This window comes from Kitasatospora sp. NPDC043949 (assembly GCF_056435365.1).
The window spans coordinates 55,664-75,766 of the sequence record NZ_JBWKEQ010000009.1; the positions used below are offsets into that span (position 1 = coordinate 55,664).

The window sequence follows — 20,103 nt, forward strand, 5'->3', positions numbered from 1 at the left end:
CAGGACGAGCAGGACGAATGAGGAGTACCGAATGAAGACCGCGGACGCGGACCGACGGAGGTGGATCGCGCTGGCGATCGTGATGGTCGCCTCCTTCATGGACCTGGTGGACGTCACCATCGTCAACATCGCCATCCCCAGCATCCAGGAGGACACCGGCGCCTCCTTCAGCGCCATCCAGTGGGTCACCGGCGGTTACGCGCTGGCCTTCGCGATCGGGCTGATCACCGGCGGCCGGCTGGGCGACATCTACGGCCGCAAGCGGCTGTTCCTGATCGGCATCGGCGGGTTCACCGTGGCGTCCGCGCTGTGCGGCCTGGCCTCCGGCCCCGAGATGCTGGTCGGGATGCGGGTGCTCCAGGGCGGCACGGCGGCCATGATGGTGCCGCAGGTGCTGTCGATCATCCACGCGACCTTCCCGGCGGAGGAGCGCGGCAAGGTGTTCGGCATGTTCGGAGCGGTGGTCGGGCTGGGCGCCGTCTCCGGGCCGCTGATCGGCGCGCTGCTCACCGAGTGGGACCTGTTCGGCCTGGCCTGGCGCCCGATCTTCCTGATCAACCTGCCGGTCGGCATCGCCGGGCTGCTGCTCGGGCGCCGCTTCATCGACGAGTCGAAGGCCGAGCGGGCGCTCAAGCTGGACCTGGTCGGGGTGGCGCTGGCGAGCGTCGGCCTGCTGATGCTGATCTACCCGCTGACGCACGGGCGGGAGGCCGGCTGGCCGCTCTGGGGCTACCTGTCGATGGCCGGCAGCCTGGTGGTGTTCGCGCTGTTCGTGGCGTACGAGAAGGCCAAGACGCGGCGGGACGGCTCGCCGCTGGTCGAGCTGTCGCTGTTCCGGGTGAAGAGCTTCGCGGCCGGTATCGGCGTGCAACTGGCCTTCGGGGTGGTCTGCGGGATCTTCTTCCTGGTCTGGACGCTGTACATGCAGCTGGGCCTCGGCTGGAGCCCGCTCAAGGCCGGTTCCACCGGCATCCCGTTCTCGCTCGCCGTCTCGGCCGCGGCCGGGCTGTCCGTGCAGAAGCTGGTGCCCCGGTTCGGGCGCCGGGTGCTCCAGACCGGCGCGCTGGTGATGGCGGCGGGTGTGCTGACGTACATCTGGGAGGCGGACCGGTACGGGACGGCGATCGCGCCCTGGCAGATGGCGCTGCCACTGGTGGTGATGGGCCTGGGGATGGGCCTGATCGTCGCGCCGATCACCGACGCGATCCTGGCGGAGGTGCCGCGCGCGCACGCCGGTTCGGCGTCGGGGCTGATCAACACCGTCCAGCAGATGGGGAACGCGCTGGGGCTCGCGCTGGTGTCGGTGGCCTTCTTCGGGGCGATGGACGACGTGGTCGCGCCGGAGGCGATGGGCACCGCGTTCGGCGGGGCGTTCGTCCACGCGATGTGGTGGGTCGCGGGGGCGCTGCTGGTGGTGTTCCTGCTGATGTTCGCGCTGCCGCGGCGCAAGGCGGTCGCGCCGGCCGACGCGGATGCGGTGGGTGCGGGGGATGCGCAGGCGACGGCGGGTGCGGCGGATCCGACGGACGAGCGGGAGCCCGTCCTGGCCTGACGGGCACTGGTGAGGGCCCCGGTCGCGCGGTGCGACCGGGGCCCTCGGCGCATCCTGGGAGGGCCATGGACCGTACGGCGGTGGACTCCTCGGCGGCTCGGCAACGGCTCCCGGCCGGCCGGGCGATCGGCTTTCAGCGCGCCCCGGCCGTGCTCACCGCCGTCGTCCGGGGCGTGGTCTTCGCCGCGGACTTGGCCTCCTTCGCGGCGCGCTTCATCTCCTGCTTGAACTCCCGGACCAGGTCGAGGGATTCGGGCCCGGTGATGTCGGCGACCGAGCGGTGCGCGCCCTCCTCGCCGTACACGCCGGCCGCCTCGCGCCAGCCCTCCGGCCGCACGCCGTACTGCTTGCCGAGCAGGGCCAGGAAGATCTGCGACTTCTGTTTGCCGAAACCGGGCAGGGCGTTGAGGCGGCTGAGCAGCTCCTTGCCGGTGCGGGTGTCCTTCCAGAGTGCGGCGGCGTCGGCGTCGTACTGCGCCACCAGGAACTGGCAGAGCTGCTGGACCCGTTTGGCCATCGCGGCCGGGTAGCGGTGCACGGCGGGCTTCGCGGACAGCAGGGCGACGAACTCCTCCGGGTTGTACACGGCGATCTCCCGGGCGTCCAGGTCGTTCCGTCCGAGCCGCTGGGCGATGGTCAGCGGACCGGTGAACGCCCATTCCATCGGCACCTGTTGGTCAAGCAACATGCCGACGAGCGCGGCCAGCGCACTCCGTCCGAGCAGTTCGTCGGCCTCGGGCTGCTGTGCGAGCCGGACGGTGACGTTCATGGGCTTGCCCTCCTCGGAGTTGACGTCGGGTCGGCGCCCAGTCTGGTGGACGGGGCGGGGGCGGGGGCGGTCAACACGCCCGTAGCAGGGGAAGTCTTGGAGTTCCAGGGCCTTGGCGCAGCTGGCTTGTTCGTTGGCGGAGCGACCGCCTGGGATACCAGCTCCGGCGGTCGGGAGAGCCGGCGGAATACTTTTTGCCCGCTTCGGGTGGCGAGGAGGCGGGCGGCGCGGGCGGGCTGGAGGGAGGTAGGTCATCTTGTATGACTGTTTCTGTTGCGCCGGTGCGGCGACCTGCCGGCGGGTCATTCTTGGTGCAATCGACGCGTCCAGAAAGGCTCGCCCGCCGTGACCCAGCCGTTCGAACTGCCGTCCTTCTACGTGCCGCACCCGGCACGCCTCAACCCCCACCTGGACGAGGCCCGGGCCCATTCCTCCGTCTGGGCACGGGAGATGGGCATGCTGGAGGGCTCCGGCATCTGGGACCAGGCCGACCTGGACGCCCACGACTACGGTCTGCTCTGCGCCTACACCCACCCCGACGCCTCCGCCGAGGCGCTCTCGCTGGTCACCGACTGGTACGTGTGGGTCTTCTTCTTCGACGACCACTTCCTCGACATGTTCAAGCGCACCAACGACCGCGAGGCCGGCAAGGCGCACCTCGACCGGCTGCCGCTGTTCATGCCGGCCGACCCGGCCACCCCGATGCCGGAGCCGGAGAACCCGGTCGAGGCGGGCCTGGCCGACCTGTGGCGGCGCACCGTGCCGGTGATGGGCGAGGACTGGCGGATCCGCTTCGCCGAGAGCACCCGCAACCTGCTCAACGAGTCGCTCTGGGAGCTCGCCAACATCAACGCCGGCCGGGTCTCCAACCCGGTCGAGTACATCGAGATGCGCCGCAAGGTGGGCGGTGCGCCCTGGTCCGCCCAACTGGTCGAGTACGCGGCCGGCGCCGAGGTCCCGAAGGAGGTCTCCGGCTCGCGCGCGCTGCGGGTGCTGATGGACGCCTTCTCGGACGGCGTGCACCTGCGCAACGACATCTTCTCCTACCAGCGGGAGGTGGAGGACGAGGGCGAGCTGAGCAACGGCATCCTGGTGCTGGAGAAGTTCCTGGAGTGCTCCACCCAGGAAGCCGCCGAGGCGGTCAACGACCTGCTCACCTCGCGGCTCCAGCAGTTCGAGAACACCGTGTTCACCGAACTGCCCGTGCTGTTCGCCGAGACCGGGCTCGCTCCCGAGGGCCGCGCCCGGGTGCTGGCATACGTCAAGGGCCTCCAGGACTGGCAGTCCGGCGGCCACGAGTGGCACATGCGCTCCAGCCGGTACATGAACGGCGGTGGTGCGGCGGCCGGTTCGGGCGGCGGCGTCGCGGCGGGGACGGGCGGCGCGCTGCCCGGCACCGGCAACTGGTGGGACCCGTTCGCGATCGGCGGGGTGGGCACCTCGGCGCTGGACATCCTGCGCAGCGGGGCGATGGGCGGCGGTGGACCTGCGGCCGGTCCGGCCGGTTCGGGCGGCCCGGGCGGCGTCGGACCGGCCGTTCGGCGGGCCCGGTCGCACGGCCACGTGCCGTACCAGGCCGTCGGGCCGTCCCAACTGCCGGAGTTCAAGCTGCCGTTCGAGGCCACGCTGAGCCCGCACCTGGACGGCGCGCGGGACCGGGTGATCGAGTGGGCCGCGCGGATGGGCCTGCTGGAAGAGCAGCCCGGCATCCCCGGATCCGGCATCTGGGACGCCGAGTCCATGCGGGACTACGACCTCCCGCTCTGCGCGGCCGGCATCCACCCGGACGCCAGCGCCGACCAACTCGACGTCTCCTCCGCCTGGTTGGCCTGGGGCACCTGGGCCGACGACTACTACCCGGTGGTCTTCGGCCGCACCCGCGACCTGGCCGGCGCCAAGCTCGCCACCGAGCGGCTCCCGCTGTTCATGCCGGTGGACGGCAGCCCCGCGCCCGAGCCCGCCAACGCCCTGGAACGCGGCCTCGCCGACATCTGGGAGCGCACCGCCGGCCCGATGACGGCCGACGCCCGGCGGAAGTTCCGCCAGACCGTCGAGGACATGACCGCGAGCTGGATCTGGGAGCTCAACAACCAGGTGCAGAACCGGATCCCGGACCCGGTGGACTACCTGGAGATGCGCCGCGCCACCTTCGGCTCCGACCTCACCATGAGCCTGTGCCGGCTCGCCCACGGCCAGGTCGTGCCGCCCGCGGTGTACGAGCACGGCTCGATGCGCTCGCTGGAGAACTCGGCCGCGGACTACGCGTGCATGATGAACGACCTGTTCTCGTACCAGAAGGAGATCGAGTACGAGGGCGAGGTGCACAACGCCGTCCTGGTGGTGCAGAACTTCTTCAACTGCGACTACCCGTCGGCGGTCCGGATCGTCGACGACCTGATGCACTCCCGGCTGGACCAGTTCCAGCACGTCGCGGGGAAGGAACTCCCCGTCCTGTACGACGACTTCGCGCTGGAGCCGGAGGCGAGGGAGCTGCTGGACGGGTACGTGGAGGAGCTGGAGAACTGGCTCGCGGGCATCCTGGTCTGGCACCGGGACTGCCGCCGGTACCGCGAGGAGGACCTGCTGCGGCACTTCGGCGCGGAGCGGGAGCTCAAGGCGGGGGCGGCGGTGAAGGAACTGCCCGGGCCCGCCGCCTTCCCGGTCGGCCCGACCGGCCTGGGCACGGCCTCGCTGCGCCTGCCGCGAGCCGGTGCGGCCCCGGCCGCCGGGGTGGCGGCCCTGGGCTGACCGGCGGGCGGACCAGCCCACGGCGCACCCGTGCGGGCCGATCCCGCGCGGGTGCGCCCGGTACTGGCTAGGGTGGCCGGACGGGGGCCGGGTGCGCTCCGGATCGCGGGCGCACGTCGCCAGGCGAGAGGGCGGAAGAGATGGCAGCGCCACCTGAGGGCACGCCCTGTTGGGTCGACGCGATGTTCACCGATCCGGAGGGCGCGAAGGCGTTCTACGGTGACGTCCTGGGCTGGACCTTCGGCGAGAGCTCGTCGGAGTACGGCAACTACACGCAGGCGTACTCGGACGGCAAGGCGGTCGCCGCGATCGTGCCGTCGATGCCCGGCGCGCAGGCGCAGTCCGCCTGGTGCCTGTACCTCGCCTCGCCGGACGCCGCCGCCACCGCCGGGCGGATCCGCGCCAACGGCGGCGAGGTGGTCATGGGGCCGATGCAGATCGGCGACTTCGGCACCATGGTGATCGCCAGGGACCCGGGCGGGGTCGTGTTCGGCGTCTGGCAGGGCGACCGCCACCAGGGCTTCGAGAAGCAGGGCGAGCCCGGCGCGTACAGCTGGGCCGAGGTGGTGACCCGCGAGCCCGCGAAGGCGGACGCGTTCTTCCCCGCGGTCTTCCCGTTCGGCGTGAAGCGGATGGACGCCGAGGACTTCGACTACCGGATGTTCCAGGTCGACGGCCGCCCCGTGCTGGGCCGGATGGGGGCGGAGGGCGACTTCCTGCCGCCCGAGGCGCCCTCGTACGTGAGCGTGTACTTCGCGGTCGACGACACCGACGCCGCGCTCGAACGGCTGCGGGCGCGCGGCGGCACGGTGCACTTCGGGCCGATGGACAGCCCGTTCGGCCGGTTCGCCGCTGTCGGCGACCAGCAGGGCGCGGCCTTCGGGATCATCGACCTCGGCCGGACCTCGGGCGAGCCGCCCGGGGTTGCGGACGCCTGAGGGGGAGCGGGAGGAACTCGTCGAGCCGCTGGACGGACACCGCGATCTGCCGCGCTGGACGGGGCGAAGTCGACGGCTGAGGTCGCCCGGGGCCGAGGGGTGTCCGGGGCCGAGGAGCGTCCGGTCCTGAGGTCCGGCTGATGCCGAGGCCCGCCCCGGCGGCCCGATCGCTCAGAGCTCGACGCCGAGCAACTCGCGCAGTGCGCGGTCGCCGTCCGGGGTGACCCGCAGGGCCCGGCCGGAGCCGATCCGCTCCACCCAGGACCGGTCCAGCGCCGTCCGGCAGAGCGCCGCGCCCAGCGCCCCGCCGAGATGGCTGCGGCGCTCCGTCCAGTCCAGGCAGCTGCGCACCACCGGCCGCCCGCCCCGGCGGCCCGCCCGCTCGGGCAGCTCGATCGCCTGCGCGGCCAGCCAGGCCCGGCCGCGCCCGGTGACGGCGAGCCCGGCGTCGTCGGTGAGCAGGCCGCGGGCGAGCAGCGCGTCCGCGACGGCCACGCCGAGGCGGCCGGCCAGGTGGTCGTAGCAGGTGCGGGCGCGGGCCTCGGCGCTCTGCCGGGTGGCCTCGCGCAGGCCGTGCGGGGTGGGCCGGTCACCCTGGCCGGCGAAGGCGGTGAGGTCCTCGATCAGGGTGGCGACCTCCGGGGTGGCCAGCCGGACGTACCGGTGCCGCCCCTGCCGCTCCTCGGCCAGCAGCCCGCCGGCGATCAGCCGCGACAGGTGCTCGCTGGCCGTGGACGGCGCGACGCCCGCGTGCCGGGCCAGTTCGCCGGCCGTCCAGGCGCGGCCGTCGAGCAGTGCGGTGCAGAACGCGGCGCGGGTGGGGTCGGCGAGCAGGGCGGCGAAGGCGGCGAGCGACATGCCTCCATGGTCGCCCCGGCACGGTTCGGCGCGGGCCGAACCGTCGGCGGCGCGGGGTGGGACGGTCGGGGGCGGCGCAGTTTGGCGCGGGCCGAACCGTCGGCGCCGCGGGGCGGGGCGGTCGGGGGCGGCACGGTTCGGCGCGGGCCGAAACGAGCCGGAGCCAGGATGGCCGGTATGGGCGATCCCACGGTGTTCTCCCGCCGCGGCGAGGTGACCGCAGCCCTGGACGACTCGCCGGGCACCGGCTGGGGCTTGCGCCGACTCGTCCACCACGTCGTCGGGTCCGCGTTCTGCGCGGGCGCCGTCGGCGACCACTCCCCGGAGGTGACCCGATGACCCCCTTCGCCGCCCTGCACCACCGCCCCGGCCGGCCGCTGCTGCTGCCGAACGCCTGGGACCACGCCTCGGCAGCGGCCCTCGCCGCCGAGGGCTACGCCGCGATCGGCACCACCAGCCTGGGCGTGGCCGCCGCCGCCGGCCTGCCCGACGGCGTGGCCGTCACCCGCGCGGAGACCGTGCGGCTGGCCCGCCGGCTGGGCCGTAGCGGGTTCCTGCTGAGCGTGGACGCCGAGTCCGGGTTCAGTGATGATCCGGAGGAAGTCGCCTGCCTGGCCGTCGAGTTGGCGCAGGCCGGGGTGGTCGGCATCAACCTGGAGGACGGCCGGGCGGACGGCACCCTGGCGCCGTCCGCCGTCCTCGCGGCGAAGATCGCGGCGGTGAAGGCGGCCGTGCCGGAGCTCTTCGTGAACGCCCGTACCGACACCTGCTGGGCCGGGCGCCACGACCCCGGGCCGGAGACGGTCCGCCGCCTGGAGGCCTATCAACAGGCGGGCGCGGACGGCGTGTTCGTCCCGGGGCTGGCCGATCCGGCCGCCATCGTGGCGCTGGTCGAACGGCTGGCCGCCCCGCTCAACGTCCTCTGGACGCCGACCGGTCCGGGCTTCGCCGAGCTTGCCGCGCTGGGGGTGGCCCGGGTCAGCCTCGGCTCGCTGCTGTACCGCTCCGCGCTGGCGGCGGCGGTGGCCACGGCGGCGGCCGTCGGTGCGGGCGATGAGGTCGGTCCGGTGCCGGGCTACGCCGAGGTCCAGGAGCTGAGCGGAAAGTGACGGTGCGTCATCCGTCGGGTCGGTCCTGCCGGGTGGCCTCGATGCCGGCCAGGATCAGTCGGACGCCGTTGGTGAAGCCGCTGTCGCGGCCGCCGTCGGTCGCTGAGCCGACCTCGGTGGTGTAGAGGTGGTGCAGGCGCGGGAAGTCCCGGGTGGCCTCGATGACGGCGGGCACGAGCTCGTCCATCCAGCCCTGCTCGTCCCGGCCCTGCCGGGCCAGCGCGCTCAGCCAGGAGGCCTCCACGCTGGCCGTCCCGATGACGTAGCCGAGCAGGGCCCCCATCGCGTCGTTGGCCTCCGTCGGGGTGAAGCCGGCCGCATCCAGGAAGGTGAGCAGGGCCTCGGAGAGGCGCATCCAGTTGGGCCCGAAGTAGACCAGCCCCAGGTCGCCGATCACCGACACCATCCACGGGTGGCGCAGGACGACCTCACGCGTGCTGGCCGCGCACTCGGCGAGGGTGGTGCGCCAGTCCGCCGGGTCCGTGTCGGTGACCGTGGGGATCCAGATCTTGCCGAACACCTCGTCGACGACCAGGGCGAGCAGTTCGTCCTTGTTGGCGACGTGGGTGTACATCGAGGTGGCGCCGGCGTTGAGGCGGGCGCCGAGCTTGCGCATGCTCAGGGCCTCGATGCCGTCGCCGTCCAGGATGGCGAGGGCCTCCGCGACGATCTGGGTCCGGCTGAGCGCGGGCTGCTCGCGCCGGGGGCGCTCGGGGCGGCTCCACGGTGTCCCGGGCACGCCCTTCGACCTGGCCGTCATCCGGCCCTCCTCTCGGTCTTCGCCCGCCTGTGCTCGGCTCGGCTGTTCCGTTCAGCATAAGCCGCACCGCACACTGTTCGGCTTTGCGAACAGTGTGCGGTCTCCGTACAGTGTGCGGAGCGGAGCGCGCCGCCCCCGTGGGGACGGGGTGCGGCGTGCCCGCGACGACTTCCGTCCGGCTGCGGCCGGCGCGCTCACTTCGAAGGGGGACCGCGGTGGACCGTCAGCCGCGTCGCTGGCTCATCCTGGTCGTGCTCTGTCTCAGCAGCCTGGTGCTGGTGGTCGACAACATGGTGCTCACGGTGTCCATCCCGCCGATCGCGGAGGACCTCAAGGCCGGGGCCCAGGACATCCAGTGGATCATCGACTCGTACATCCTGGTCTTCGCCGGGCTGCTGCTCACCTCGGGCAGCCTCTCCGACCGGTTCGGCCGGCGGAAGGTGATGATCATCGGGCTGGTGCTGTTCGGCGCCGCCTCCCTGGTCGCGGCCGTCGCCGACAGCCCCGGCCAACTCATCGCCGGACGCGTGCTGATGGGGGTGGGCGGAGCCCTGGTCATGCCGAGCACGCTCTCCATCCTGATCACCGTCTTCGACGACGAGGAACGGCCCAAGGCGATCGCCGCCTGGAGCGCGGTGGCCATGATCGGCCTGGTCGGCGGGCCGGTGCTCGGCGGTGCGCTGATCGCGCACTTCTGGTGGGGCGCGGTCTTCCTGCTCAACGTGCCGGTCGCGGCGGTCGCCATCATCGCGGCGGTCGTGCTGATGCCGGAGTCCAAGGGGCCGTGGCGTCGGCCCGACCTGCCCGGCATGGTGCTCTCGATGGCCGGGATGACCGCGCTGGTCTGGTCGATCATCGTGTTGCCCCGGGACGGCATCACCAGCCCCGGCACGCTCGGCACGCTCGCCGTCGGGGTGCTCGCGCTGGCCGGGTTCGCCGTCCGCCAGGTCCGGACCGACTCGCCGATGGTCCCGCTCGGGCTGTTCCGCAACCGGGTGTTCACCGGCGCCAGCTTCTCGCTCGTCCTGCTGACCTTCGCCACCGGCGGCCTGATGCTGGTCCTCACCCAGTACCTGCAGTTCGTGCTGAAGTTCTCGCCCACCGACACCGGCCTGGCGTTCATCCCGCTGGCCGTCGCCTCGCTGGTGTTCAACGCCGTCGGTGCCGCGCTCGGCAGGAAGGTCGCCCCGCGGGTGCTGACCTCGGTCGGCATGCTGGTCATCGCGGCCGGGTTCGGGCTGCTGGCCACGCTCTCGGTCGGCGACGGCTTCGTCAAGGTCGCCCTGGCCATGCTGGTGCTGGGCGCCGGCTCCGGCCTCGGGATGCCGGCCGCGTCCAACGCGCTGATGGGCGCGATCCCCGGCGAGCACGCCGGCGTCGGCTCCGCGCTCAACGACACCATCCAGCAGTCCGGTTCCGCGCTGGGCGTGGCCATCCTCGGCGCCGTCCTGTCCAGCACCTACACCGGCGCGATGCCCACCGACGCGCCCACGGCGGGGAAGCACGCGATCACCGACGCGCTCGCCCTCGCCGCGAGCACCGGGGACGGCGGACTGGCCGCCGCCGCCCGCGACGCGTTCAACACCGCGGCCTCCGTCACCTTCACGGCGGGCGGGATCTCCGTCCTGGCGGCCGCGGGGCTGACCCTGGTGCTGATGCGGGACGGCCGGAAGGCCGCTCCGGTGGCGGGCCCGGTGGAGGACGCGGCGGAGGCGGAGGTCGTCCAGCGGGTGGGCTGAGCCTGCTCGCCCCGGCCCCGCCCGCCCCGTGCGGCCGGGGCCGTCGGCGTGCCGCCGGTGTGTCGCCGCCCCCCGGCGACCCCCGGCGGCGGTGCGTAGCCTGGGCCCCATGTCCCCCGAGTACGCGGAGCGGGCGTCGAAGCTGCCGGGAGCGGTCGTGTGGAGGCGCCGGGCCGTCGGGAGCACGGGCGGCGGCGCGGCCGGGCTCGTCCTGCCCGACGGCTGCATGGACCTGCTCTGGACCGAGGGCCGGCTCCTCGTCGCCGGGCCGGACACCCGCGCCTTCCAACTCGGACCGGGGCTGCGCGGCCCGTGGGCGGGCGTCCGCCTCCCGCCCGGCGCCGCCCCCGCCCTGCTGGGCGTGCCCGCGTACGAACTGCGCGACCGGCGGGTCGACCTGGCGGACCTCCGGCCCGGCGCCGAGGTGCGCCGCCGTGCCGGACGCATCGACGCGGCGCCCGACCCGGTCGTGGCCCTGGAGGAGTTGGCGCTGCGCCTGGCGGCCGACGCGCGGCCGGTGGACCCGCTCGTCCTGGCGGTCGCCGATGCCCTGGCGGCCGGCCGCTCGGTCGCGGCGACCGCCGAGGCGGTCGGCCTCGGCGCGCGGCAACTGCACCGCCGCTCACTGACCGCCTTCGGTTACGGCCCCAAGACCCTGGCCCGGATCCTCCGCTTGCAGCGCGCCCTCGCGCTGGCCCGCTCCGGCGTGCCCCTCGCCGAGACGGCGGCCCGGACGGGCTACGCCGACCAGGCCCATCTGGCGCGTGACGTACGGGAGTTGGCGGGAGTGCCGGCGACCGTCCTGCTGCCCCGTTGACTCAGTCCGCGGCGTCCGGCAGCGGCGCGAACAGGTCGACGCCGTTGCCGTCCGGGTCGTGCACCACGGCGTACCGCTGGCCCCAGAAGGCGTCCCACGGCTTCAGCTCGCCGTGGTACCCGGCGCCGACCAGGTCCTCGTAGACCGCGTCCACCTGGGCGGGGTCGGCGCACCGGAACGCCAGTGCCGTCCGGCCGCCGCCCGCCGGCGGACGCCAGTCCGGGTGGAACGAGCGGATGGTGGAGTCGGGGTCGAGGGCCAGGCGCAGCCCGCCCGGCAGCACGGCCTCGACGTGCGGCTCCTGCTCGGCCCCGTCGGGGAACGCGAGTCCGAGCCGCCGGTAGAAGGCGATCGAGGCGGCCAGGTCCGAGACGGCGAGGCCCACGACGGCGAACTGCGGTGCTGGTGTGCTGTTCATGCCCGTCACGGTAGGCGGCGCCCGGACGCCCCGTCTTGAACGAATCGGACGGTCTCCCGGCTGGTCTGCACACTGGCCGAGTCGGGCATGACCGGGGTAATGATTCCGGTGACCCGATCCCGGCGCGCACCACCGTTGCCGACGACCCCCTGGGAGGGATGACTGATGCTGTACCGCAGTGTCGGAGTTGACGGACCGAAGGCCAGTGCGCTGTGCCTCGGCGCCATGACCTTCGGCACCACCGTGGACGAGCAGACCGCGACGGCGATCCTCGACCGGTTCACCGAGGCCGGCGGGACCTTCGTCGACACCTCGAACAACTACGCCTTCTGGGCCCCCGGCGGGACGGGGTACGAGAGCGAGGAACTGCTCGGCCGCTGGATCGCCCGCCGGCGCAACCGCGACGAACTGGTGCTCGCCACCAAGGCGGGAGCCCGCCCGGTGCCCGAACTCCCCTTCCCCGCGCACATGGAGGGGCTGTCCGCCGCCGCGCTGCGCAACGCGGCCGAGGGCAGCCTGCGCCGGCTCGGCACCGACCGCGTGGACGTCTACTACGCCCACGTGACGGACCCGTCCACCCCGGTCGAGGAGACCCTCGGGGCCTTTGCCGAGCTGGTGGCCGAAGGAAAGGTCGGCCGGCTCGGCTGCAGCAACCACAGCGCCGCGGACCTGGCCACCGCCAACGAGCTCGCCGAGCAGTGGAGTTGGCCCGGCTACCGGTGCGTCCAGCAGCGCCACAGCTACCTCCGGCCGCGGCCGGACGCGGACTTCGGCATCCAGAAGCACGCCGACGAGGAGCTGCTGTCGTACGTCGCGCGGCGGCCGGAGCTGCTGCTGCTGGCGTACTCCCCACTGCTCGGCGGCGCGTACTGCCGGCCCGACCGGCCGCTGTCCGAGAAGTACCGGTGGCCGGTGGTGCAGGCCCAGTTGGCCGCCCTGGCCGAGGTGGCGAAGGAGACCGGGGCCACCGTCAACCAGGTGGTGCTCGCCTGGCTGCTGGGCCACCCGGTGCCGACGATCCCGGTCGTGGGCGCCAGCTCCGTCGCCCAGCTGGACGAGAGCCTGGCCGCCCTGGACCTGGTGCTCGACGAGGACCAGCGCCGACGGCTGGACACCGCGGCCTGACCGCGGCGTCCGCCTCGAACCGGCTGCGCGCCGTCAGTCCTGAGCGCCGTCAGCCCTGCGCGCGGACCGCCCGCCACCGGTTGGCGGTGGTCTCGCTCACCGTGTAGAAGAACTCCGACTTGAACTCGGCGCCGTCACTGAGCGCCTCCACCCAGCTCATCGGCCAGTTCCGCCGGCCGTAGTGCTTGTGCACGACCCGGGTGAACGCGGACAGCACGCCGCGCAGCCGCTTCCGGTCCACGTCGAGCAGCTCGACCAGGGACGTGTAACTCACCCGCTCGCCGGGCTGCTTCGCCAGGATGTCGAGCACCCCGGTCACCGCCTGCACCGAGTCCAGCGGGTCGGCCGTCAGCCGGCGCAGATCCTGCACGGTCCACTCGACGAACGGCCACTCGCCGTCCTCCTGCGGCCCCCCCTCGGCCGGCGCCGCCACCGCGGGCCCCGCAGCGGCTCCCGAGAGCTCCGCGAGGAACGCGTACACCTGCGTGACGTACTGAGCCGGCACCGGCACCGAGATGAACTGCTGGTTGTCCTGCGTCATGTTTCTTCCCCTCCGACGTGTCGCCTGTCTGGCGGCAGGACAGATACTTGCACGTCATGTCTCCACGTGTCCAGGTACTAGCCTGGACTAATTCCGGGACTAATGGATCGATTAGTCTCCCTCGCGGCGTAGCGCGGGAGGGCGGAAGCCGCTTCCGGCACCGGTCGACCGGTCGGAGCCGTGGAACCGGCGAGGGCCCGGACCGTGTGAGGCGGTCCGGGCCCTCCGCGTGGGCGGTCCAGGTCAGTGGAGGACGTCCGGGAAGTTGGTGGCGTCGTCGACGAAGTACACGGCGTCGTGGTCGAGGTCGACCGCGAGCCCGAACGGGGCGCCGGCACCGGGCGGGGGCCCGCTCGGTGCCGCCGGGGCGGGGCCCGGGCAGCTTCGCCGGGTCGATCCGGGCGAACACGCCGACGGCGCTGTCCGGGTCGACCTGGACCAGGGTGGTTCCGGTGCCCTGCTGGTTCTGCGCGTTGTTGAAGTTGCTGATGAGGACGTTGCCGCGGCGCAGACCCGCCCCCAGAACCTCGTGCGCGAAGAGTGAAGCCTCATAACTCAAAGTCATGCAGCAGTCGAACCGCCCGGCGCGCGGAGTTCACCCAGTGGTGTCCCCGCACCGCAGAACGACGAAGGCCCGGACCGTCGAAACGGTCCGGGCCTTCTGCCGGCGGAGGATACGAGATTCGAACTCGTGAGGGGTTGCCCCCAACACGCTTTCCAATTCTCCCGAACGCCGTCCGCCGGGGTTCACACCTGTCCTGAACTGCAGCTGGGCCAACCGCTGGGCGGCGGCTGAACCCTGCTGGACGGGGGTGAATGAGACCAGAAATGGGACCAGGGGACCTCCGGCGCCCATCGGTGCGGGAGACCGGTGAGTACCAAGGAGCCGATCCCTGGTTGGTCGTTCTCCTGCATGATCGAGCCACTGCCGCCACCATGGACGGATCACCACAGGAGGCTCAGATGGCCATCACGCTGCCCAAAGGCGCGAACGCCCCCCTGCCCGGCGCCCATTGCCTGGTCACCGTCGCGGCTTCGGGTGTGCCGTTCGACGTCTCCGCCGTGCTGCTCGGGTCCGACGGCAAGGTCCGCGGCGACCACGACCTGGTGTTCTACAACCACCGGTCGCAGGACGGCGTGACGGTGACCGGGCGCACCGTCACGGCGGACCTCCGACACGTCCCCGCCTCGGTGGAGCGCATCGCCGTTGTGACGAGCATCGACGTCGGCCACCCCGCTGCCCGGTTCGACGCCGGGGGCACCCCGCGCGCCGACGTCGAGTGCGGGTCCACGCGGCTCAAGTTCGTTCCGCCGCCGATGGACGGCGGGGAGACCGTGGCGGTCCTCGTCGAGCTGTACCGGCGCCAGGGCGAGTGGAAGGTCCGGGCGGTCGGACAGGGCTGGGCCAGCGGGCTGGCGGGCTTGGCGGCGGACACCCTCGTCAAGGGCGGCCAGGCCACGATCAGCATGCGCAAGGACGATCCGTCCCCCGTCGTCACCGCCAGCCTGGAATGGAACGGCGGCAGCGCGAACCGCCGCCGGGCCGGTGCCGACCTCGACCTCTACGCCCTCCACGTGCCCCGCAGCCTCGTCACCCCCAAGGGCCCCAGGCCGAACAGGTCCGAGGAGGTCGTGTACTACCGGCAACTCGGCTCCCCCTCCGCACCCCCGTACATCGCCCTCGACGGTGACGCCCGCACACCCGGGCGCGAAACCGTCACCATCCGCCGACCCGACCTCCAGGGCTACGTCCTGATCTGCGCCTACAGCGCGGTCGAGAACGGCACCGGCTCCTTCAAGTCCTACGGAGCCAGGGCTGTCGTCACGGACGGCCGCGGGTCCACTGTCACCGTCCCGCTGTTCAACAACCGCAACCTGTCCTACTGGGTCGCTATCGCCCTCATCGACTTCACCGCTCCCGGCGGCATCGAGATCCGCCACGTCGAGAAGTACAGCGGCAACCACCAGGAAGCCCGCCCGATGCTGTACTCCAACGGCAACTTCCGCATGAGCACCGGCCCGGTCGAGTTCAAGACCAAGTGAGGGAAGCGCCCGCCCACTCCAGCTGACACGGCGCCCGGAGGCGGAAAACGACGAAGGCCCGGGCCGTCGAAACGGTCCGGGCCTTCTGCCGGCGGAGGATACGAGATTCGAACTCGTGAGGGGTTGCCCCCAACACGCTTTCCAAGCGTGCGCCCTAGGCCTCTAGGCGAATCCTCCGTGGGAGAGCTTAGTACATGTTCGGGGGTGGTCGCGACCAGCGATCCCGTAGGCGTGAGGGTGGGGTTGCCTGTGGATCGTCGGGGCTCGGATCCGGTAGTGTGGGGGTCAGCCCCTCGTGTGGCGTTATCTCTCTGAACCCCCCCAGGGCCGGAAGGCAGCAAGGGTAAGAGGGCTCTGGCGGGTGCACGGGGGGTCTTTGCGTTCCCGGGCGGTCGCCGGGGGGCGGTGGGGGACGGCGGCGAGGCGAGGGGCGACGCGTTTGTCGGCGCGTCCCGATATCGTCGGGGGTGTGTCCCTAGCCCTGTACCGCCGCTACCGCCCCGAGACCTTCGCGGAGGTCATCGGGCAGGAGCACGTGACCGCTCCGCTCCAGCAGGCCCTGCGTAACAACAGGGTCAACCACGCGTACCTGTTCAGCGGGCCGCGCGGCTGCGGGAAGACGACGAGTGCGCGCATCCTGGCCCGCTGTCTGAACTGTGAACAGGGGCCGACGCCGACGCCCTGCGGGGAGTGCCAGTCCTGTCGCGACCTCGCGACCGGCGGGCCCGGCTCGATCGACGTGATCGAGATCGACGCGGCCTCGCACGGTGGTGTGGACGACGCGCGCGAGCTGCGGGAACGGGCGTTCTTCGCGCCGGTCCACAGCCGCTACAAGATCTTCATCCTGGACGAGGCGCACATGGTGACCTCAGCCGGGTTCAACGCGCTGCTCAAGGTGGTCGAGGAGCCTCCGGAGCACCTCAAGTTCATCTTCGCGACCACGGAGCCGGAGAAGGTGATCGGGACGATCCGGTCCCGGACGCACCACTACCCGTTCCGGCTGGTCCCGCCGGGCACGCTGCGCGACTACCTGGCGGAGGTCTGCGGCCGGGAGGGCATCCAGGTCGAGGACTCGGTGTTCCCGCTGGTGGTCCGGGCCGGGGCCGGGTCGGTGCGTGACTCGATGTCGGTCATGGACCAGCTGCTGGCCGGCGCCGCCGAGGGCGGCGTGACGTACCAGATGGCGACCTCGCTGCTCGGGTACACCGACTCGGCGCTGCTGGACGAGGTGGTGGACGCCTTCGCCGCGCACGACGGGGCGACGGTGTTCCAGGTGATCGACCGGGTGGTCGAGGGCGGGCACGACCCGCGTCGCTTCGTCGCCGACCTGCTGGAGCGGCTGCGCGACCTGGTGATCCTGGCCACCGTGCCGGAGGCGGGGGAGAAGGGGCTGATCGACGCCCCGGCGGACCGGGTCGCGATCATGCAGGCGCAGGCGGACGCGTTCGGCTCGGCGGAGCTGAGCCGGGCGGCGGACATCGTCAACACCGGGCTGACCGAGATGCGCGGCAACGCGGCGCCGAGGTTGCAGCTGGAGCTGATCTGCGCCCGGGTGATGCTGCCGGGCGCGTACAGCGACGAGCTGTCGTTGCAGGCGCGGCTGGACAAGCTGGAGCGCCGGGCGGCGGCCGGCGGGTTCGCCGCGCCGATGGCGGTGGGGGTGCCGGTGGCCGCGCCCATGGCCGTGCCCGTTCCGGCGCCTCCGCCGGTGGCGGAGGCCGCCCCGGTGCAGGCCGCGCCGGTCGCGACGGCCCCTGCGGCGGCTCCTGTACCGATTGCGCCAGTCGCACCGGCAGTACCGGCAGCCCCCGCGGCGCCCGCCGGGCCCGCGCCGGGTGCCTGGCCGATCCCGCGCAGCTTCCCGCCGGCGGGCGGGGCCCCGGCCGCGGCCCCTGCGCCGCAGCCGCCGGCCCAGGCCGCCGAGGCCGTCGAGGCCCCGGTGTCCGCCCCCGCCCCCGCGGCGCCCGCGCCCGCCCCGGCCGGGCAGCCCGCCGAGCCGGCGTCGGCCGCCGCGCAACAGGGCGCGGCGCAGGTCCGGCAGCTGTGGCCGCAGATTCTGGAGGCGGTGAAGAACCGCCGCCGCTTCACCTGGATCCTGCTCAGCCAGAACGGCCAGGTGGCCGGGTTCGACGGCAGCGTGCTCCAGGTGTCCTTCATCAACGCGGGCGCCCGGGACAGCTTCGTCGGCAGCAACAGCGACGACGTGCTGCGCCAGGCGCTGACCGACGCGCTGGGTGTGGACTGGCGGATCGAGTGCATCGTCGACCCGTCCGGGGGCGGTTCCCTCGGTGGCGGTACGGCCATCGGTGGCGGTGGCCTGGGCGGTGCCGCCCCGAGCGGTGGCGGCTGGGGGGCCCCGGCCCGTCCGGCGGCCGCCGCGCCGCCGGTGCCGGCTCCGGCTCCGGTGCCCGCGCCGGTCCGGTCGCAGCCGTCCCCGCAGGTGCAGGCCGCCCCGGCGCCCGCGCCGGTCCAGGCCCCGCCGCCGGTGGCCGCGCCGCCGGCCCGTCCGGTGCGCGCGGTGGCGCCGGAGGACGACATCCCGGAGGAGGACGACCCGGACCTCAACGAGGAGGCGTTCTCCGGTCAGGAGCTGATCATCCGGGAGCTGGGCGCGACGGTTCTGGAGGAGATCCACCACCGCGGCAACTGAGCGACGGCCCGCCCCGGCAGCACGTAGGCTCGGCCGTGACGACGCGAGCGGGACTGCAAGCGGACGTGACCGCAGGCAGGACGGCGACGCAGGACAGCAAGCACGAAGCGAGGAGTGAGCCGTGTTCCCCGGTGGTGGCCAGCCCAACATGCAGCAGCTGCTGAAGCAGGCGCAGAAGATGCAGCAGGATCTCGCGCAGGCGCAGCAGGAGCTGGCGGAGACGAAGGTGAGCGGTTCGGCGGGCGGTGGCCTGGTCGAGGCCACGGTGACCGGTGCCGGTGAGCTGGTGGCGCTGACCATCGCCCCGGCGGCCGTCGACCCGGAGGACACCGAGACCCTGGCCGACCTGGTCCTGGCGGCCGTGCGGGACGCCAACCAGTCGGCGCAGAAGATGCAGGCCGAGCGCATGGGCCCGCTGACCCAGGGCCTGGGTGGGGGCATCCCCGGTCTGCCGTTCTGACCTGGGGGAGCTCCCGGACGGGGGCTCCGACCAGGCAGGTCTGAGGTCCTGAAGTTCTGAAGTTCAGACAACGGACCCATGTGATTTATGTGGGAGTCGGGCGTCGGGCGGTGTGTCCGGCGCCCGATTCGTTGGATGATGGCACCGGAGCACCACCGACCATCCGAGGGAAGGCGCGACGTTGTACGAGGGCGTGGTTCAGGACCTGATCGACGAACTGGGCAGGCTGCCCGGCGTCGGGCCCAAGAGCGCCCAGCGGATCGCCTTCCACATCCTGCAGTCCGACCCGACCGACGTGCGCCGCCTCGCGCACGCGCTGCTGGAGGTCAAGGACAAGGTCCGGTTCTGCGCGGTCTGCGGCAACGTCGCGGAGGCCGAACGGTGCCGGGTCTGCCTGGACCCGCGCCGCGACCTCGGAGTCATCTGCGTGGTCGAGGAGTCCAAGGACGTCGTCGCCATCGAGCGCACCCGCGAGTTCCGCGGCCGCTACCACGTGCTGGGCGGCGCGATCAGCCCCATCGAGGGCGTCGGCCCGGACGACCTGCGGATCCGCGAGCTGCTGGCGCGCCTCGCGGACGGCACGGTCACCGAGCTGATCCTGGCCACCGACCCCAACCTGGAGGGGGAGGCGACCGCCACCTATCTGGCCCGGCTCTGCAAGCCGATGGGCCTGAAGGTGACCCGGCTGGCGAGCGGCCTGCCCGTCGGCGGGGATCTGGAGTACGCGGACGAGGTCACCCTCGGTCGCGCCTTCGAAGGGAGACGACTTCTCGATGTCTGACCGGACGCTCGACCAGCAGCCCCACACGCCCCACCAGCCGTCCCACGGGCAGGCCCACCAGCCGGCCCCCGGACAGCCGCACGGGGAGCCGCAGAGCCACACCCCGCACATCCACGCGCACGGTTCGGAGCCGGACGACTTCGCCGTGCAGATCGCCGACTCGGTGGAGAGCTTCGTGCTCGCCGTCACCGAGGTCGCCAAGGGCGACGAGCCGGGCAGCGCGGTCTCGCTGCTGCTCCTGGAGGTCTCGCAGGTGCTGCTGGCCGGTGGCCGGCTGGGCGCCATCGAGGACGTCGTCCCGGAGGACCGCTTCGAGCCCGACGCGGGGCCGGAGCCGGACGGCGAGCAGCTGCGCGAGCGACTGGCCGAGCTGCTCGCGCCGATCGACGTCTACCACGAGGTCTTCGACCCGTACGGCCCGCCGGAGAAGCCGAACGCCTTCCGGATCTCGGACGACCTGGCCGGCGTGGTCGGCGAGCTGCAGCACGGGCTGACCCACTACCGCGAGGGCCGGGTCAGCGAGGCGCTGTGGTGGTGGCAGTTCTCGTACCTCTCCAACTGGGGCACGACCTGCACGGCGGTGCTGCGGGCGCTGCAGTCGCTGATCGCGCACGTCCGGCTGGACAGTCCGATCGGCGCGGTGCCGGACGGCGCCGACACCGACGACGACGGGCTCACCGACGAGCAGCTGGAGCAGCAGGCCGGCGACCTGATGGCGGCGGAGCTGGGCCTCGGGCGGTAGCGCCGCCCTCCGCTGCCCGTGCCATTCCGGCACGTCCGCGCGATTCCGGCACG

At 72.9% G+C, this 20,103-nt stretch carries 18 protein-coding genes, 1 tRNA gene and 1 other RNA gene; 14 read left to right on the forward strand and 6 right to left on the reverse strand.

Annotated elements, in window-relative coordinates; genetic code table 11:
- Positions 1-31 precede the first annotated feature (31 nt).
- A complete protein-coding gene (locus tag AC07AL_RS10090) occupies positions 32-1,552 on the forward strand; it encodes an MFS transporter (RefSeq protein WP_400989053.1) in 1,521 nt (506 codons plus the stop codon).
- 133 nt (positions 1,553-1,685) lie between these two features.
- On the opposite strand, the gene AC07AL_RS10095 is transcribed toward AC07AL_RS10090, so the two are convergent.
- On the reverse strand, positions 1,686-2,321 hold the full coding sequence (locus AC07AL_RS10095) for an HhH-GPD-type base excision DNA repair protein (RefSeq protein ID WP_350876398.1): 636 nt from the start codon (positions 2,319-2,321) through the stop codon (positions 1,686-1,688).
- A 345-nt stretch (positions 2,322-2,666) separates the two neighbouring features.
- Here AC07AL_RS10095 and AC07AL_RS10100 point away from each other — a divergent pair, with 345 nt between their 5' ends.
- Positions 2,667-5,069: a terpene synthase family protein gene (locus AC07AL_RS10100; RefSeq protein ID WP_478317295.1), complete on the forward strand. Its 2,403-nt coding sequence runs from the start codon at positions 2,667-2,669 to the stop codon at positions 5,067-5,069.
- Between the two features lie 140 nt (positions 5,070-5,209).
- On the forward strand, positions 5,210-6,007 hold the full coding sequence (locus AC07AL_RS10105) for a VOC family protein (protein ID WP_478317296.1): 798 nt from the start codon (positions 5,210-5,212) through the stop codon (positions 6,005-6,007).
- 171 nt (positions 6,008-6,178) lie between these two features.
- On the opposite strand, the gene AC07AL_RS10110 is transcribed toward AC07AL_RS10105, so the two are convergent.
- Positions 6,179-6,865: an ArsR/SmtB family transcription factor gene (locus tag AC07AL_RS10110; RefSeq protein WP_363627836.1), complete on the reverse strand. Its 687-nt coding sequence runs from the start codon at positions 6,863-6,865 to the stop codon at positions 6,179-6,181.
- A 177-nt stretch (positions 6,866-7,042) separates the two neighbouring features.
- On the opposite strand from AC07AL_RS10110, the gene AC07AL_RS10115 reads away from it, so the two are divergent.
- Both AC07AL_RS10115 and AC07AL_RS10120 read left to right on the forward strand, forming a co-directional pair.
- Positions 7,043-7,204, forward strand: coding sequence for a hypothetical protein (locus AC07AL_RS10115; protein ID WP_400843079.1), 162 nt, complete (start codon positions 7,043-7,045; stop codon positions 7,202-7,204).
- Positions 7,201-7,974 carry an isocitrate lyase/PEP mutase family protein gene (locus AC07AL_RS10120; RefSeq protein WP_478317297.1) on the forward strand — a complete coding sequence of 258 codons (774 nt, stop codon included), beginning with the start codon at positions 7,201-7,203 and terminating at the stop codon, positions 7,972-7,974. The genes AC07AL_RS10115 and AC07AL_RS10120 overlap by 4 nt, the downstream gene beginning before the upstream one ends.
- 7 nt (positions 7,975-7,981) lie before the next feature.
- Here the strand turns inward: AC07AL_RS10120 and AC07AL_RS10125 are convergent, their stop codons facing one another.
- On the reverse strand, positions 7,982-8,734 hold the full coding sequence (locus AC07AL_RS10125) for a TetR/AcrR family transcriptional regulator (protein ID WP_478317298.1): 753 nt from the start codon (positions 8,732-8,734) through the stop codon (positions 7,982-7,984).
- 215 nt (positions 8,735-8,949) lie between these two features.
- Between AC07AL_RS10125 and AC07AL_RS10130 the strand changes: the two genes are divergently transcribed.
- Together AC07AL_RS10130 and AC07AL_RS10135 are read left to right on the forward strand one after the other, a co-directional pair.
- A complete protein-coding gene (locus tag AC07AL_RS10130) occupies positions 8,950-10,473 on the forward strand; it encodes an MFS transporter (protein WP_400989045.1) in 1,524 nt (507 codons plus the stop codon).
- A 109-nt stretch (positions 10,474-10,582) separates the two neighbouring features.
- A complete protein-coding gene (locus AC07AL_RS10135; protein WP_363579745.1) occupies positions 10,583-11,290 on the forward strand; it encodes a helix-turn-helix domain-containing protein in 708 nt (235 codons plus the stop codon).
- Between the two features lies 1 nt (position 11,291).
- Here the strand turns inward: AC07AL_RS10135 and AC07AL_RS10140 are convergent, their stop codons facing one another.
- Positions 11,292-11,708, reverse strand: coding sequence for a VOC family protein (locus AC07AL_RS10140; RefSeq protein ID WP_363579744.1), 417 nt, complete (start codon positions 11,706-11,708; stop codon positions 11,292-11,294).
- Between the two features lie 165 nt (positions 11,709-11,873).
- On the opposite strand from AC07AL_RS10140, the gene AC07AL_RS10145 reads away from it, so the two are divergent.
- Entirely contained in the window at positions 11,874-12,833 is a 960-nt protein-coding gene (locus AC07AL_RS10145; protein ID WP_478317299.1) for an aldo/keto reductase, read from the forward strand.
- Between the two features lie 49 nt (positions 12,834-12,882).
- On the opposite strand, the gene AC07AL_RS10150 is transcribed toward AC07AL_RS10145, so the two are convergent.
- Positions 12,883-13,374: a hypothetical protein gene (locus tag AC07AL_RS10150; protein WP_363579742.1), complete on the reverse strand. Its 492-nt coding sequence runs from the start codon at positions 13,372-13,374 to the stop codon at positions 12,883-12,885.
- Between the two features lie 963 nt (positions 13,375-14,337).
- Here AC07AL_RS10150 and AC07AL_RS10155 point away from each other — a divergent pair.
- Entirely contained in the window at positions 14,338-15,417 is a 1,080-nt protein-coding gene (locus tag AC07AL_RS10155; RefSeq protein ID WP_478317300.1) for a TerD family protein, read from the forward strand.
- A 92-nt stretch (positions 15,418-15,509) separates the two neighbouring features.
- Here AC07AL_RS10155 and AC07AL_RS10160 read toward each other — a convergent pair.
- Positions 15,510-15,594 (reverse strand) — tRNA-Ser (locus tag AC07AL_RS10160).
- Positions 15,595-15,701: 107 nt separating this feature from the next.
- Between AC07AL_RS10160 and ffs the strand changes: the two genes are divergently transcribed.
- The 5 genes from ffs (at position 15,702) to AC07AL_RS10185 (ending at position 20,050) form a co-directional block, all read left to right on the forward strand.
- Positions 15,702-15,798: signal recognition particle sRNA small type (gene ffs, locus AC07AL_RS10165), an RNA gene on the forward strand.
- Positions 15,799-15,886: 88 nt separating this feature from the next.
- Positions 15,887-18,067, forward strand: a complete 2,181-nt coding sequence (locus tag AC07AL_RS10170; RefSeq protein ID WP_400986146.1) for a DNA polymerase III subunit gamma and tau — start codon at positions 15,887-15,889, stop codon at positions 18,065-18,067.
- A gap of 121 nt (positions 18,068-18,188) precedes the next feature.
- Positions 18,189-18,527, forward strand: coding sequence for a YbaB/EbfC family nucleoid-associated protein (locus AC07AL_RS10175; protein WP_063348649.1), 339 nt, complete (start codon positions 18,189-18,191; stop codon positions 18,525-18,527).
- A gap of 181 nt (positions 18,528-18,708) precedes the next feature.
- Positions 18,709-19,308, forward strand: a complete 600-nt coding sequence (recR, locus tag AC07AL_RS10180) for a recombination mediator RecR (RefSeq protein ID WP_363579725.1) — start codon at positions 18,709-18,711, stop codon at positions 19,306-19,308.
- Positions 19,301-20,050: a DUF5063 domain-containing protein gene (locus tag AC07AL_RS10185; RefSeq protein WP_363579724.1), complete on the forward strand. Its 750-nt coding sequence runs from the start codon at positions 19,301-19,303 to the stop codon at positions 20,048-20,050. The genes recR and AC07AL_RS10185 overlap by 8 nt, the downstream gene beginning before the upstream one ends.
- Positions 20,051-20,103: the final 53 nt, after the last annotated feature.